At 49.7% G+C, this 15,111-nt stretch carries 11 protein-coding genes and 2 riboswitches; of the genes, 2 read left to right on the forward strand and 9 right to left on the reverse strand.

Annotated elements, in window-relative coordinates:
• Positions 1-6 precede the first annotated feature (6 nt).
• The 7 genes from C812_RS17405 to C812_RS17435 all read right to left on the reverse strand — a co-directional run bounded on the left by C812_RS17405 (position 7) and on the right by C812_RS17435 (position 8,008).
• Positions 7-1,146 (reverse strand): DegT/DnrJ/EryC1/StrS family aminotransferase, encoded by a 1,140-nt coding sequence (locus tag C812_RS17405; protein WP_016313979.1) that lies wholly within the window; start codon positions 1,144-1,146, stop codon positions 7-9.
• A 2-nt stretch (positions 1,147-1,148) separates the two neighbouring features.
• Entirely contained in the window at positions 1,149-1,733 is a 585-nt protein-coding gene (locus tag C812_RS17410; RefSeq protein ID WP_016313980.1) for an acyltransferase, read from the reverse strand.
• Positions 1,734-1,755: 22 nt separating this feature from the next.
• Positions 1,756-3,093, reverse strand: a complete 1,338-nt coding sequence (locus C812_RS17415; protein WP_016313981.1) for a nucleotide sugar dehydrogenase — start codon at positions 3,091-3,093, stop codon at positions 1,756-1,758.
• 17 nt (positions 3,094-3,110) lie between these two features.
• Positions 3,111-4,121, reverse strand: a complete 1,011-nt coding sequence (locus C812_RS17420; protein WP_016313982.1) for a Gfo/Idh/MocA family protein — start codon at positions 4,119-4,121, stop codon at positions 3,111-3,113.
• A complete protein-coding gene (locus C812_RS17425) occupies positions 4,121-4,666 on the reverse strand; it encodes a YveK family protein (RefSeq protein ID WP_036625710.1) in 546 nt (181 codons plus the stop codon). The genes C812_RS17420 and C812_RS17425 overlap by 1 nt, the downstream gene beginning before the upstream one ends.
• A 334-nt stretch (positions 4,667-5,000) precedes the next feature.
• Positions 5,001-6,398, reverse strand: a complete 1,398-nt coding sequence (locus C812_RS22400) for a glycosyl hydrolase family 28-related protein (RefSeq protein ID WP_016313984.1) — start codon at positions 6,396-6,398, stop codon at positions 5,001-5,003.
• Positions 6,399-6,476: 78 nt separating this feature from the next.
• Positions 6,477-6,564, reverse strand: a riboswitch (cyclic di-GMP riboswitch).
• A 109-nt stretch (positions 6,565-6,673) separates the two neighbouring features.
• Positions 6,674-6,761, reverse strand: a riboswitch (cyclic di-GMP riboswitch).
• 119 nt (positions 6,762-6,880) lie between these two features.
• Positions 6,881-8,008 (reverse strand): glycosyltransferase family 4 protein, encoded by a 1,128-nt coding sequence (locus C812_RS17435; RefSeq protein WP_051135004.1) that lies wholly within the window; start codon positions 8,006-8,008, stop codon positions 6,881-6,883.
• Positions 8,009-8,414: 406 nt separating this feature from the next.
• Here C812_RS17435 and C812_RS21635 point away from each other — a divergent pair, with 406 nt between their 5' ends.
• Positions 8,415-9,830, forward strand: a complete 1,416-nt coding sequence (locus tag C812_RS21635) for an NAD-dependent epimerase/dehydratase family protein (protein WP_016313986.1) — start codon at positions 8,415-8,417, stop codon at positions 9,828-9,830.
• Positions 9,831-10,041: 211 nt separating this feature from the next.
• Complete coding sequence (locus tag C812_RS17445) at positions 10,042-10,725, forward strand: GNAT family N-acetyltransferase (RefSeq protein ID WP_167669333.1); 684 nt, start codon at positions 10,042-10,044, stop codon at positions 10,723-10,725.
• Between the two features lie 153 nt (positions 10,726-10,878).
• Here the strand turns inward: C812_RS17445 and C812_RS17450 are convergent, their stop codons facing one another.
• Together C812_RS17450 and C812_RS17455 are read right to left on the reverse strand one after the other, a co-directional pair.
• The gene (locus C812_RS17450) at positions 10,879-12,642 is read right to left on the reverse strand and encodes a glycoside hydrolase family 2 protein (RefSeq protein WP_016313988.1); all 1,764 of its coding nucleotides are present in this window, start codon (positions 12,640-12,642) and stop codon (positions 10,879-10,881) included.
• A gap of 22 nt (positions 12,643-12,664) precedes the next feature.
• On the reverse strand, positions 12,665-15,094 hold the full coding sequence (locus tag C812_RS17455) for a family 43 glycosylhydrolase (protein WP_167669334.1): 2,430 nt from the start codon (positions 15,092-15,094) through the stop codon (positions 12,665-12,667).
• Positions 15,095-15,111: the final 17 nt, after the last annotated feature.

Raw genomic sequence — 15,111 nt, forward strand, 5'->3', positions numbered from 1 at the left:
GTTCCTTCATGATTCGAGGACTTTTTGGATTTGCTCAGCGATCCGTCTTTGCGTCTCTTCATCCATGAGCGGCCAAATTGGCAGCGACAGCACCTCCGCAGACGCCGCTTCCGCTTCAGGAAGACGGAGCTCGTTCGGTTGGTAGACCGGAAGCTTGTGAACCGGAACGGGATAGTACACGATCGAACTGATTCCTTCTGCAGCAAGTCCCTGCAAAAGTTCGTCTCTTCTTCCGTTTAATACTCGAATCGTATACTGGTGGTATACATGCTTGGCGTAGGAATGCTCCGTTGGCAACACGAGCCCCTCCATGCCGCCCAGCAGCTCCCGATAGCGCTCTGCGACTTGACTGCGTCCTTGATTCCACTCTTCGATATAAGGAAGCTTGACCCGTAAAATGGCAGCCTGCATCTCATCTAACCGGGAATTGAAGCCAATCATTTCGTTATAGTACTTCTTCTTCGACCCGTGAGCTCGCAGCATGGCAGCTTTGTCGGCCAGACCGTCATCATTCGTGACTAGCAGTCCTCCGTCACCATAAGCTCCGAGATTCTTGGACGGGAAGAAAGAGTAACAGCCAACATCTCCCAATGTACCAGTCTTCTGCCCTTTATATTCCCCGCCAAAGGCTTGGGCAACATCTTCGATCACGACAAGCTGCTTACGTTGAGCCAGCTGAAGCAGCGGGTCCATGTCTACGGCGTGCCCAAATAGGTGCACCGGAATAATGGCCTTGGTCTTCTCTGTCAAAGCAGCTTCCAGCAATTCTACATTCAGGTTGTACGTCACCGGATCAATATCCACAAAAACCGGAACAGCCCCTACCCGACTAATCGCCTCAGCGGTAGCAAAAAACGTAAAAGGCGTAGTAATCACTTCATCGCCTTCGCCAATTCCTGTCGCCAGCAGCGCAATCACCAGCGCATCCGTGCCAGAATTCACCGCCACAGCATGTTTGACACCCAAGTAATCGGCCGCTTCCTTTTCAAATTGCTTGACGTTCTCTCCCATGATGAACGCTCCACGGTCTAGAACCGTCTCCAAAGCGCTCAGAATTTGAGGCTTCAATTGCTTCATCTCATAACTCATGTCGAGAACCGGGATTTTCTTATGGTGTACCGCTTGATTCACTCCGTCTTTGAGCATCGCTACACTTCCTTTGTTTTATGTACTGAGTTCTCACTTCGTTCATACTCACGTCCACATTCCTGGCAGATCGCTTTCAACCCGCTAAATGCAAGCGTAATCCCGCATTCGCATACCCAGCCCATTTGCCGGGCAGGCACTCCCGCAACGATGGCATATGGAGGAACATCCCGGTTCACCACAGCGCCAGCCGCAACAAACGCCCATTCCCCAATTTCCACCCCGCACACGATGGTGGCATTGGCCCCAATCGACGCTCCTCTTCTTACTCGGGTCGGCCGATAATCGCTGCTCGTATTGCGAGGGAATGCCGAGCGGGGAGTCCGCACATTCGTGAAAACCATGCTGGGACCGCAGAAGACATAGTCCTCCAAAATGACACCTTCATACACGGAAACATTATTTTGAATTTTGACACCATTCCCAATCGTGACCCTTGGCGCAACAAAGACGTTCTGTCCCAAGCTGCAGGAATGGCCGATTTCCGATCCTGAAGAGATATGAGAAAAGTGCCATACTTTCGTGTTCTCCCCAATGACAGCGCCCTCGTCAATCACCGCTGTGGGGTGTGCCCAATAATTTGTCATCCATTTCACTCCGTCCCTCATGCTATAACAAGTAATATTGTTCCGGCTTGGCATACCCGTTCATTGCATTGCGCGTATCCAGCAACAGTCGGCTGCTTCGACCGACCAGGTCATAATCGAATGCCGAATGATCTGTGGCAATGACGGTAATATCGGATTGGGCAAGCCTCTCTTGCGTCAGCTCCACGGTTTCGTAAGTTTGCCCGCGATACTTGAATGCCGGGATGTGTGGATCGCTTAGGATAACCTCTGCTCCTCGCGCTTCCAGCAGTTCCACAATTTTAAGAACCGGAGATTCCCGATAATCATCAATATCCTTCTTGTAGGCTACGCCAAGTAAATAGACGACAGATCCATAAAGTGGCTTCTTGTTGGTATTGAGAAGTTCAGCGATTTTCTGTACAACGAATTCCGGCATGGAGTTATTAATTTCACCGGCAAGTTCAATCAGACGAGTGTGGTAGTTATACTCTCTTGCTTTCCAGGTAAGATAGAAGGGGTCAATTGGAATACAGTGTCCGCCCAATCCCGGACCCGGGTAAAAGGCCATAAAACCATAGGGCTTCGTCTTCGCAGCTTCAATCACTTCCCAGACATTAATGCCCATCCGGTTACACAATATAGCCATCTCATTCGCTAACGCGATATTGATATGACGGAAGGTATTTTCGTATATCTTCTCCATCTCGGCCACTGCGGGGCTGGAGACTACATGCACTTCTCCATCCAACACCTGCTTATACAGCGCTTCGGCGATTTGGGAGCAGGACTTCGTGACGCCGCCGACGACTTTAGGGGTATTCTTCGTATTGAAATGCTTGTTGCCCGGGTCAATCCGTTCAGGCGAATAAGCCAGGAAGAAATCCTTCCCGCAGATCCATCCGGTGGATTCGAGGATCGGCTTCACGAGCTCCTCTGTCGTTCCGGGATAGGTCGTACTTTCCAGGACTACGAGCATCCCTGGATGAAGATATTTGGCAATTTCCTTCGCGGAATTCTCCACATAACTCGTATCCGGCTGCTGGTAAATGTCCAACGGGGTTGGCACACAAATCGCAACCGTATCCACCATAGAGATGAAGGAGTAATCCGAAGTCGCCTGCAGTCGCCCGCTGTCTACCATCGTTTTGAGATCTTCATCCACTACATCCCCAATGTAGTTATATCCCCGGTTAACCATGTCCACCTTGTGCGGCTGGACATCAAACCCAATGACCTGGTATCCGGCCTTTGCCTTCTCTACAGCGAGCGGAAGCCCGACATACCCAAGTCCAATGACTCCGATCTTCGCTGTTTTGCTGTGAAGCTTATCCATCAATTCGGTACGATGATCTTGCGATTGCAGCATTGATTCACGCATAGCGCCCTCTCCCTTTCCTACATAACGACTTGTGGACTGCCATTTTCAACCATATCAATGACAAGCTTCAGTGCATTTCTCCCATCCTGCAGCGTGATGGCTGGCGGACGGTGATCCCGGATGGCTTCCACCATATCCTCAATGATGCATTGATGTCCCGGTTTGCCAAAGGGGTCCCGTTCAATCTCGGAAATCAACATCTCCGTCTCTTCCTTGGTCATCGAGGAGCAATTCCATTGCTTAATCCAATTGGCCGTTCTGCCGCCGATTTCCGCATATCCATGCTCTCCAAAAACAGCGATCGACTCCTCCAAATTTTGCTCATACACCGTCGTACATGCCTCGACAACCCCCAGATGTCCGCTCTCAAACCGAAGCACGGCGACCGCAACATCCTCCGATTCAATCTTCCGGAACCGGGTATCCACCAACGATTTCACTTCCTTCACCGGGCCAAAAAGCCAGATCAACAGGTCCAAACTATGGATCGCTTGATTCATCAAGACGCCCCCATCCATGGCCTTCGTCCCTCTCCATGGAGCCTGATCGTAATAGGCTTGACTCCGATTCCAGCGAACCGTTGCATTTACATGACTTAACTTGCCGAACATCCCTTGATCCAACGCGTGCTTTAATTGCCGAATGGCTGGCCGATAGCGGTTAGGATGAACCACCGTAACCAGAACCCCATTCTCTTCCGCTGCCGCTGCAATGCGGTCAACATCTTCCAATGTTAACGTAACGGGCTTCTCAATGATCAGATGCTTCTTGGCTTTGGCCGCGGCGATGGCCATAGAAGTATGTAATCCGCTTGGCGTACAGATGCACACGACATCGATGTGAGGGCATTGTTGCAGCATCTCGTCCATGTTCAGATAAACCGGGACATTCCACTTCTCTTCCAGTTCAAGCAATCGTTGAGGGTTGTTATCACATAACGCCGTAAGTACCGCTCCATCCGTGCTATTTATCGATTCGATATGTTTGTTCGCAATATGGCCGCATCCGATAATCGCAAAGTGAATCATTAGAATTCCATCTCCTTTTCTCTCGGAGTTCGTCTTTGCTGACTGCGTTTGGAGCCCCCTCGCTTCTCCAGCAGCATCGAGACGCATAGCCCTGCAAATAGACCGATAAAGCCGCCGATCGCATAGTTCAAGATCTTCCGGGGGCTGACGGGAATTGAAGCCTCTTCCAGATTTGACTTGTCCAAAATCATGACACTGGAACTCTCCACCAGCTCTTGCGATTTCTCAATAAAGCTTTCGGCGAAGGCATTGGCAATGGCCACCGCATCCTGCGGATTGTCATGTGTGGCTTTGATAATAATTACTAGAGTGTCGGGGTCTGTCCTGACTTTGATCCGTTTTAATAATTCATATGCCGTTTCCTTGGTCTGTAGTTTATTTTTTGCTTCATTGGCAATAAATCGACTCTCAATCGCATCCTCATACGTTTTAGTTAACATCTGACTGGCCAAAAATTCGGTGTAAGTCCCCGCCTCGGTAGAAGCAATCGTAGCTACCAAGCTTGCTGTCGCTTGATATTGAGGTTTGGCCAGCGTATTAACCAAAAAAACGCCTCCCTCACAGACTAGAAGCGTAACAATAAAGGCAATCATGTGTTTTCTTAAGATTTTAAACAAACCGCTACTTTCCAATAGCTCCACCTCAGTCGATGTCAGAATATCACTCCAAAATAAGTCCCAGAAAATCAGTCATGAAAAAATAGGATAGGCATTTAAAACTAGGAAAATAGTCACCTAAATATAACCTTATATTAACACAAATTGCAATCAAGAGAAGAATGTTTTTTGTGACGCATTTGAGAGACAAACAAAAAACAGGTTTATGAAAAGACGGTTGTCTCCTCATAAACCTGTTAAACTCTATCAAAGTGATGATTTATTATAAGTTCGATACTACCTCAACATTGACGTTCGATTTTGCCAGTTGGATGTTGAAGGCTTGTCCCTTAACGATGTTGTCCTTAACCACGATATCCTTCTGGATGCAATTCGCAAGATAGGTGGTCAGGTCGATTCCGCCCTTCGTTGTTTCAATTTTGTTGCCCTCGACCGTTCCGTTCTCCGCATTCTGCCAAGTCCAGATTCCTTTCTCGGCATGCTCGATCGTGTTGCTCGAAATGGTGAAGTTCTTCGTATTCCCTAAGCGAATGCCCGTGGTTCCCGCAATCACACTTTGCTGCCCCATTTTAATCTTGTTCCCTTTGATGGTCACATGATTAACGGTCTCATCGGCGCTGACTTCAATCGCAGCGTAATAACTGCCAACCCCTTCAATGCGATTGTCCGAAATGCTGTTGTTCGAAGCGTAGACGCTGATGCCAGCGTACATGTCAGGAGCCAACTGACCTTTATCTTTACCTTCGTAATAGTTGTTATTGAGATAGGAGTTCGTGATGACATTGCCGCTGACCGTAATCCCTTGGGCGTAAATCTTGATCGCACGTTTAGCGTTGAAGCTGAAGGTATTGTTGGCAATCAAGCTGCCCGCGTCCCGGCCCGTCCCACGATCCAGGTTCGGGTCTTCATAGAAAATCCCGTCCCCATCGTCGGCTGAACCGATGTGATGGATGTTGGAGTTCGTGATTCGAACGTTCGATGCAACCTTCTCTGCCGATCCCCAGGTTGTTGTAATATAGATGCCTCTGGAGATCAAGCTGCCGGCTGTCAGATTCACAGCCTTGATATTATAAATTTCAGAATTTGTGATTTCAATGTGATTGGTATCGCCATAAATGACAATCCCCGAGACGACACCCGTATAATAATCGCTGGCCGGGTCACTGCTATGCGTCGCATTGGCTGCCGCGATCCGATTCACCTTGACGAAGGAGCTGCCTCCCCCGATAACCAGAACACGATTTACGGCATGATTGCCATCCAGCATCAAGTCGGAAATTTCAATCCCAGTACCCGATGCATGGATCATTTCCCATCCAAATTTGTGAGCATCTGCTTGAATGATCGACTTCTTGCCTTCGCCTTTAAGCGTAGTTCCGCTCTCAACGATCAGCGTGTTCACTGGATTCACCAAGTATGTGCCTTCAGGTAAATATACCGTTCCTTTGCTGCTTGCTGCGAGATCCAAAGCCCGTTGAATTGCCGACGTATCGTCAGTCACTCCATCGCCTTTGGCACCTTGATCCTTCACATTAATCATTTGGGCGTCCTTTGGCTCAGCGTACGCAGCCACCGGATTTATAGAGAAGTTAAATAGGAATCCGACTGCAACGACCAACGTGATGAGCACGAATTTCTTAATCGATTGATTTGCTGCCATAAAGGACACCTCAAATTCGATAGGATAAAAAATAGAAAGCCCCCGTTTCAGGAAGCCTTCTATCTCATCCTGAAAACTTTCGGGAACTGGCTGGCATGTGATCTGCGACCACGAAGCCCCTGTAGCTTTGCGTCCCGCACTTTCATGCGGTTTGCCTTTTCGATGTTCTCGTATTCAATTCTGAGGTTTGGAGTGGAGTCAGTTTCTGAGGTTCGAGTCAATAAAAAAAGAACCAAATAACTATAGTTATAAGGTTCCTCATCGGAAACCTGTATGTAGGGAGCTGGCTGGCATGTGATCCTCGATCACGAAGCCCCTGTAGCTTTGCGTCCCACCCTTTCGAGCGGTTTGCCTTTATTCGACATTGCAGGCTTAAAATATGTTAGATTATGGTTCTATAGTAGCATATCATCTATGAATCTGTAAACTAGCACTCTACTAATATTTTACTAGACGACAAAATGTTCCATTGGATGCCTGATTCACATCCGGTCTTTATAGACAGAGGTTAATTCCTCCAGCACGTTCTCAATCGCATACGTCCCCGTAAGCAGATCTCGTCTTGCAGCTATCTCCTGCCGAAGCAAGGGATCGTGATATAACTGCAGAATCCGATCAGCAAAGGCATCGGCATCGCCGAGCTCGACCAGAAATCCATGGACGCCTTCCCCGACAAGGTCCCGGTTTCCCCTTACCCGAGTTGCCACCACAGGAAGGCCGCTGGCGATCGCCTCCATAATATTGACCGGCAAGCCCTCCTGCCGGCTCGAGGATACCGCTACATCCGCCAATGCGTAAATGTTCTCCATGTCCTTCCGGTGTCCGAGAAAGGTAACATAAGGTTCCAGCCCTTTCTCAGCAACGAGACTTTTGTAGAACGCCTCCAGTTTCCCTTTGCCGGCAAGCAGCAGCTGCACATTCGGAATGGCATCCTTTAATTTTTGGATCGTCTCCAGCAGGAGCGTCTGGTTCTTGCGATGAATCATTTCCGCCGCATATATGAGAACAAAACGGTCTTGTCCGACGCCATACTCTTCTCGCAATTGCCGCTTTTGTTCCGCTGTAGGCGGTTTAAATCTCTCGAAGCTGATCCCGACCCCATGCACAAAATGGATGAGCCCCGGTTTGAATTTCCCTCGTTTAGCCCGCTCGAAATCCTCATCATTCATCGTTACCAGAACGTCAGTATACCGAGAAAGCCACTTCTCCACCGGATAGTAGATCAACCAATTGATGCGAGAAGCCCCCTTGTAAAAATGAAAACCATGAGCAGTATAGACGACTTTCGTGCCTTTCCTTCGACTTTGGCGGGCAGCCAGTCTCGTTAACACTCCGCCCATAGGGGTATGACAATGAATAATCTCGTATCCCTGACTGTCGATAATTCTTTTTAGCTCCCGTAGAGCCTTGAGGTTATCCCTGCTATAGGGAGAACGCTGGATGGGAATATCAAACTGCTTGTCCGCCCATGGAACCGGCTCAGAACCATTCGCAGCCACATGAACCTCCCAGCCCTGATCCCGGAACCATTTCAAGTAAGGTAGATGAAATGCGTTAATGTGAGACACAACCGTAGCGCTGAATAACACCTTTTTGGGCACCCATACCATCCGCTTTCTAGTAATATAGTACCAAATATATCAGTATTTATAGGGGAGTTCAATCGCTGTTCTAATGTAAGTTTGGGGTGACTAGCCCATAGGGTTCTGATATATTAGTAGTTATCAAGTCCATACTCAAATCTACCTATCATTTTTTCTCTCTCAGGACAATTTAAGGTCCACTCCTGCCTGCATAGAACAGACTCTCACATCATTTCTCTCATCATCTCACGACAATTTAGGAGCCGACCGGCACAACATCAGATCAGACAGAATTCAGAAGACTTGCATTTGCATTGTAATAGGCATAAAGAAATAGTATAAAAGTTCCACTTCGTGTTTACACCAGATTTGGAAAAAGCTATGATTAACTTATGGATAAGTAACCAATTGAGTCAACTATGGGGTGGAAATTGTGAAAGTTTTAATCACAGGAGGCTACGGCTTTATCGGTTCCTTTGTTGCCGAGAGATTTCTTCGAGAAGGACATCAGGTTGTCATTATAGACAATATTTCAACCGGCAATGTAAATAATATCAAGTTTCCTCATACTTCCTATATTTTGGATGTAGAGAGTCCGAATTGCGAAGCGGTCTTTGAGCAACATGAAATCGACGCAGTGATTCATCTTGCAGCCCAGGTCGATATTGTTACTTCTGTGGAGAACCCCTACGCTGATACGAAATCGAACATTCTAGGCCTTACGAACATGCTTCAACTTTCTGCCAAGTACCATGTCCGGAAATTTATTTTTGCGTCATCTGCAGCAGTATACGGAACTACGCAAGAAATGCCTCTGTCCGAATCCTATCTTTGCAAGCCGGTATCGCCCTATGGAATTAATAAGCTTCTTGGTGAATATTACTGTGAGAAATGGAAAGAGCTCTACGACCTAAGCACGCTATGCTTCCGCTTCGCCAATGTATATGGACCTCGGCAAGGAACGATCGGCGAAGGCGGCGTCGTCTCCATCTTTATGGAGCGGGTGCGAGATGGGAAAGAGCTGGTTATCTATGGAACCGGAGAGCAGACACGCGACTTTATTTATGTGGAAGACGTCGCAGAGGCCATTTTTCTAGCTGCAGGCACCGAGCATTCGGGAGTGATGAATCTATCTACCTGTACAGAGAACTCGATCAATACGTTGATTGAGATCCTCTCTGAGCTTCATCCCTCACTCCCTAGTATCATTCGAGTGAATTCCCGCCCTGGAGATATCTACCGATCCGTTCTGAATAACGAGTTGCTGCGTTCCACCATCAACTGGACGCCAAAGTATTCCTTCAAGGAAGGCCTGATCCAAACCTACGAATGGTTTATGCGGGAATCTCAAAGCTTGACGAAAAAGAAGAAAACCTCAACGAATTCTTCCACCTTGTATAACGACGAGCAGATCCAAAATGAATTGCTTGGCTCGGCCCTGTCCCGAAACATTCGAAGTCTCTACCTAAGTCAGAACGAGCTGTATCTGGAAGGGACCCCTGTGCTCAAACCAGAAATTTTCACAGCGGTCATTCACTCCAGAATTCAAGCCAAGATGAAATTCGATACGGATTACGTTCTGCTCGCAATCACGAGCGAGGTCAGAGATAATGAACAGTTGCTTCATGCGGTTGATCGGACCCTGAGGGAGAATGATTATATCGGTTTAAGCGAGACCGGCACCCCACAAATTCTGCTGTCGAATGTCTCTCTGAACGATGCGGGCATTGTTATTGAAAGGCTGGCCCGGCAAGGAGTCGTTGCGGAATTCATTTCCGGAACCAATCCTACGAAAGGAGATTCAAAGCAACGGAATGATGGAGCAAACAACACTGTCCAAATGGGCTGAATTTAATCGCCGGCGGTGGAATTGTCGAAGTGATTATCATCGGTTGCAGCTTCCCCAATCTGAGGTATACGGTGAAATGCTGCTGTTCATGGATGCAAAAGGGAGGTCGTACCTCCCGCCACAGAACCCCTACCACTTGACCTACTTTTATCCAACAGCCACAAGCAAGGCTTCACGATCGAATAAGCAATGGCATGAGGTCGCCAACCTCATGATTGATCGATTGTTGGAGCTGAAAGGGAGAGTTATTTTACATCTCCCCCCGCATATTGAGGATGTTCGTCCATTTACCTGGAGAGGCTTCAAGAGCGATGTTCGATATACATACCAAGTGGAATTGCCCTATCAGATTGAAGAGGCCAGCAAATCCATACGCAACAAAATCAAGAAAGCTTCTTCTTTAGGATATTACACTGTAAAAAGTAACAATATGGATCACGCTTACCAGTGCCTCATCGAAACCGAACAGCGTCAAGGGTTCAGTCATCAGCTCTCCGTGGAGGATCTGAAGCTGGCACAAGATTTGATGGGGGAAGAGGCGTTCCGCTGCTATATCTGCTATTCACCGGAAGGTGAACCGGTCAGCACCAACATATCGCTGCTGTTCCATCCTGAATGGGCGACCGGTTGGATCGCCGGAACCAAGAGTGCACATCTGCAGAACGGTGTGGTTCAGATGCTGCAGTTATTTGAATTTGAGGATCTGACCTCCATCGGTGTCAAAGGATTTGACTTCACAGGTGCAAATATTGAATCCGTATCTAACTCCAAAGCAAGTTGGGGAGGCGATCTGGTCCCATATTATGTCCTTCGACGCCCCTCCTTTAAGGATATCGCCCGCGCTGGAATAGACTGGCTTCAATTTAATTCCAAGCAATCTCGCGGGAAGCGTTAGACATCCGACCCGAATAATGGGGCCGCTCCCTTTGCGGACGGATGCTTCAGATGAGACAGCTCAAAAACACCTCCAAGAACATGCGCTCCTTGTCATAAGATCGGGAGAGCATCTTGGAGGTGTTTTTTCATTGGATAGAAAAGAACCAAAGCACTAGGCCAGATTAATCCGTCGGATCGTCTCCATCGACACCTTTGGTTCACGGTTCTCCGTCAACAGACCGTTCACCTCCTGCTGCACGTCGGTAATTTGCGTATAGCAGTAGCCGCAGATGGTATCAATCGATTTAATCGCATTCGTGATGCCCTCGAATCTTTCGAGAAACGCCTCTTCACTGCTCACCTGGTTGCCGTAGCCCCAACCCGACTCGGATTGGAAGGCGATCCCGCCGAACTCCGTTACGAGAATGGGTTGACCGCGGTAGGCGTACCCCTGTGCGAGTGCATACTTCCAATTGTTAAACGAAATATTGTTCCCGGTGACCGCCTCCATGTCCTTATAACGCTCCAGGAAGCGGCTTCCCGATTCCTCATAATCGTGCAGCGTCAGAATGTCCGATACCGTATGCTCCCACCCGTCATTCGTAACCACGGGACGATAAGGGTCGATCGCTTTGGTCAGGTGATAAATCCCCTCGGTAAACTCCTGCTGCTTGCGATCCGTCAAAATATTCGCTATCCCCCAAGACTCGTTAAACGGAACCCAGGTGATAATACTTGGGTGATTGTATTGCTGACGAACAATTTCCACCCATTCTTTCGTAAACGCCTCAACTGCTTCATCATTAAACTCAAACGTCGCCGCCATCTCCGACCAGACGAGCAGCCCTTTGACGTCGCACCAATACAAGAACCGGTCGTCTTCGATCTTCATATGCTTGCGCACGCCGTTATAGCCCATCGCCAGGATTTTATCAATATCCTCCAGAATCGCTTCCTCGGAAGGCGGCGTTAAGTGCGAGTCCGGCCAATAGCCCTGATCCAGAATCAAGCGTTGATAAATCGGCGAATTGTTCAGCAGCACCTTGCCGTTTTCAATCGAGATCTTCCGCACTCCGAAATAGGAATAGACATGATCCACGACCTGACCGTCCCGGTACAAAATAAACTCCACATCATATAGATTGGGACGCTGCGGCGACCACTCGCTAAATTTCCACGGCCCTGACGCTTCATGCAGCAAATCCGCATCCGCCCGAAGCCAAGGCCGGTCGATGACCAGTCGCATCCGCTTTACCGTTTGCCCTTTCAACGAGATAACAGTCTCCAGCTCCAACGGGCTGCTGCCCTTCAAATCGCCTGCCACCTGATATTCGAAGGTGACCGATCGGCGGTCGAAGTCAGGGGTGATTTTCACGGCATCCACATGCGCCGAGTCCACAAATTCCATCCAGACCGTCTGCCAAATCCCCGTCGTTTGGACGTAGAAGCACTCGAAGTTTTCGCTCTGCCAGCGCTGCTTCCCGCGAGGCTGAGTGCAGCTATCGCTGTCCTCGACCTTCACCGACAGTATATTTTCGCTGCCAAAGGTCACATACGGCGTGATGTCAAAAGAGAACGCGGCATACCCGCCCTGATGCTGCCCGACATAGACGCCGTTGACCCACAGCTTAGCCCGGTAATCTACGGCTTGAAAGTGAAGGATCGCCCGCTTCCCCGCCGCCTCGGCTGGGAGCGTTAACTTCTTCTCATACCATACCTGAGGGTGAAACGTCTCCTCCCCGATCCCGCTCAGTTTGGTTTCGTACGTAAACGGCACCCGGATCTTGCGATCGGCCTGCAAATCCACGTACCAGTTCTCCCGCTCGCCAACATTGTCATCGTCAAAGCGGAAGTCCCACTCTCCATTCAGATTGATCCATTGTTCCCTTACAAATTGCGGTCTGGGGTAATCTTTGATATACATTTGGGTTGTCATCGGTTTACTCCTTTTCCTCTATCTATCTCGTCTCTCTCACTTGCATCTCCCTAAAGCTCAATGTCGAACCAATACTCCGCAGGCCTGCTCTTCCATGGAAAAAAGGATCGGAATCCGTATAATCCATCACCGGTTCCTCCTCCTGCCCCCAGAAGACTCGAATGCGGGAACCCGCCATCGCCACGCGCAGCGTATAGGTCTGTCCGGGCCTCATCTGAACGCGTCCGCTGCTCACCGCCAGCGACCCGTAATTGAGCCTCAGCAGCTGCAGCTGTCCATCAGAAATGCTGATCGCGTAGCCCATCGCCGAGTCCTGCACCTGATGCGGGAAATAAGACTCGTTCGTCATACGAACGAAGACCTGGCTTTCCCCGGTCATCCCATCCGGAACGTCAACTTGCACGGACAACTCATAGTCATCCCAAGCCGTATTGCCGACGAACAAGCGATCATCCGGCCCTCCGCTGCCTCTAAATCCGCCGTCAATGGCCTCAAGGGCGCCGTAGAGATCCTCGGCATCCACGGAATCGAACAGATTAGCCTCGTCATTTGGCACTTCCTCCGAGACGTAGAACGTCATTTCTTTGAAGCTGACTTGCCCCTTGCGCAGCTTGATCTTCAGCGGTTGATAACCTGCCGAGAGCTCCATCTTCCCCAGCTGGATCGTTTTCCACTCGGAATCGGCATCCAGTGCAATCTCAAAGGTTTGCTTCGTATTCCCGCTGCTCACCTCAACTGTGGCTGCTTCCTTCGAGGTCAACAGGCGCATCGTTACGCCATAAGTTCCGTCCTGGGCCACGTTAACCTTATAGGTCAGCCAATCCCCTTCCTGCTCCAGCTTCACAAAATAACTGCGATCCTCCGCCATGCCAATGGAAACCCCATCGGTCTTCCGATACTCCACCTCAGCAGCAGCAGGCGATTTTACCTGGAAACCACGGCCGGCGTCCTTCAAGTAATGGACCGCTTCGACGCTGCCCGGAAGCGGTTTATACACTTCAAAATCGCTGTTCCCGTTCACATCATTGGAGAACGCGGTATACGAAAGTGCAGGATCGGCCCCGAAGGCCGCATACCCGATCCGCCCCTGCACTGCGGCTTGCAGCGGCAGGTTGAACTTCTGCATCTGGTCGAAGTAAACGCGCACCGAGCTCCCGTCATTTTCCACTCGAACCGTATGAAGCTTCGTATAGTCGAACTCTTCCGGTAATAAGAAACTGCCGTGCGTCTGCGCCTGCCCCTGATTGACCTGCACCACCAACAGCTCCCCGATTGCGGGCTTCAAGCGCGCAGACCAGTAATTGTCCGAATCTACATAGGCAAAAATTGCATCGGCATAAGCCTCTTCATCCTCCACCGGCTGCTTCAAGCTCAGGTTGTATTCGGCGGTAAAGCCAGCGCTGGTATTTACCTTGCTCAGCCATCTGCGAGCGCCGTCCGGCAGCACCTCTTCGTCCCAGCTCGCCTTGGCTCCCGCCTTATCCAACCGGCTTTGGAAATCCGCTTGCTTGGGCACCGGCTGAGGAGTATTCGTCGGCCCCAGCACTTTCATGCGATCGCCGTTAAAGACGATGCGGTCGATATCCATTTGCCGCACCGGCGGACCTTCTGCGGAAGCGCCAACTAAATTGTGATACACCATATAGTAGGAATCCAAATCCGGCCCTACAAAGCTCGAGCTGTGACCCAGCCCTGCAAAAGAACCGGAGGTGTGGATGACCAGCGGGTTATTTTCCGGAATCTGATACTCTCCCGTTGGGTCGCCATGCGCCACGGCATAGTTAATTCGATAGCCTTTGCTGAACACATGATTTCCGGTGTAGGTCATATAATAAGTGCCGTTTCGCTTGATCAGGGTCGAGCCTTCCGTCCAGTGGCCGAGATAAGCGTTGGTCGTTGTCCCGATATCCATCGTGTAAGGATCCGTCATCGGATGAATAACGATGCCCTGATCGCCGGCATGCGTGAAATACCAAGAGCCGTTATCATCAATAAAAACCGAGCCGTCGATGCTGAGCCCCAAATTTTCCGTTTGAACCTCAAACGGCCCGGTTGGACTGTCGCTTCGTAACACGTAATGCCCGTTCCCCGCCGGCGAGGTGTACATATAGAAATAACCGTTCCAATACACCACTTCGGGGGCATAGGCCCCTGTCGTGATTGGATCCTCGGTGACCAGACCTTCGGGCGTCCAATGAATGAGATCCTCGGAGCTCCAGCCTTTGATCCCGGGGCGGCCGTCCTTCGTACTGCAGTAGAGATAATACTTCCCGTCATGGCGAAGAATATAGGGATCCCCGATCCCGTAATCCTCCCATTCCTCAGGCAGGGTAAAAGGGTTCTGATAAGTAGGACTCTGTTCGCTGTACATTTCGATCTTCACCTCTTCGTTCGAGCTGCATGAACCGAGAATCAAAGCCAGACATAGGGCGGTACATAGACTTGCCAGCATCCACATCTTCCTGCTCC

The sequence above is a fragment of the Paenibacillus barengoltzii G22 genome, from assembly GCF_000403375.2.
Lineage (GTDB): Bacteria > Bacillota > Bacilli > Paenibacillales > Paenibacillaceae > Fontibacillus > Fontibacillus barengoltzii.